The sequence below is a fragment of the Streptococcus sp. 4155 genome, from assembly GCF_013276695.1.
Lineage (GTDB): Bacteria > Bacillota > Bacilli > Lactobacillales > Streptococcaceae > Streptococcus > Streptococcus pseudopneumoniae.
On the sequence record NZ_VMLM01000101.1, the window covers coordinates 1 to 1,122 of the forward strand.

At 39.9% G+C, this 1,122-nt stretch carries 1 protein-coding gene; it reads right to left on the reverse strand.

The genetic code is table 11. The features are described from left to right. Window positions 1-257: 257 nt before the first annotated feature. On the reverse strand, window positions 258-1,122 hold an 865-nt coding region (locus HT715_RS10645), incomplete at its 5' end, for an LPXTG cell wall anchor domain-containing protein (RefSeq protein WP_172922949.1).

A 1,122-nucleotide genomic window follows, 5' to 3' on the forward strand; every position in this document is an offset into this window, starting at 1 on the left:
CGTTATTGGGCGGTTACTTTACTTTACGAATAGTATACAGGAGAAACTCCATGAATGATAGATACCTTGTTATGACGCGCTTACCGTACTATTATAAATTCAATCCACTATATCATTTGATTCACTAGTAAAAAAAGGATAACATCTCCTCTCGGAGATGCTATCCTTTTGGGGGCGACTAGAACATAGTGTTCCAATCTATTTTCGTTAAATTTACAGAATGTTTATCCTATGAATTATTTTATCAAAGTAATTTCTTACTCTTCTTCCTTGCGTTTTTTCGCGATAAGGAGTCCCCCTGTTGCTGCTGCAAGAAGTGCTAGAGCAAGTGAAGCGCTAGATTGTTCTGTACCAGTATTTGGCAATTCTTTCGCTCCTGCTTTCTCAGCTGGTGCTTGAGCAGGTGAATCTTGGTTGGTAGCTGGATTAACTGCTACTGAACTATCTGATTTCTTGACTGTCTTATCTGCTGGAATAACAGATGTAGTACCATCTTCAAAGGTTACAACTACTGATCCGTCTTTGTTTACCTTAATATCTTTCGCAGTTGGGTTAGATTTCTTAACTTCTTCAGCTACCTTAGCTTTTTCTGCGTCAGTCAAGTTGCTTGGATCTTTAACTGGTGTTGCTGACGGATCCTTAACACTATCTGCATCTTTAGCTTTCTCAACTGCTTTAGCTGCTGGAATTACTGCTGTTGAGCCATCTGGGAAGGTTACAGTTATTGTTCCATCTTTACCTACTTTAACATCTGTTGCAGTTGGGTTAGATTTCTTAACTTCTTCGGCTACCTTAGCTCTTTCTGCATCAGTCAAGTTGCTTGGATCTTTAACCGATGTTACTGATGGATCTTTAACACTATCTGTATCCTTAGTTGATGGATCTACTGGTTTAGATTCTGGTTTCGAGTTTGGATCTTTCGGATTTGTTCCTTTTTCTACTTCTTCCTTATCAGTCAAGCCATCGCCATCTGTATCAGCTTTAGTAGGGTCTGTTCCTTTTTCTACTTCTTCCTTGTCAGTCAAGCCATCGCCATCTGTATCAGCTTTAGTAGGGTCTGTTCCTTTCTCTACTTCTTCCTTATCAGTCAAGCCATCGCCATCTGTATCGGCTTTAGTAGGG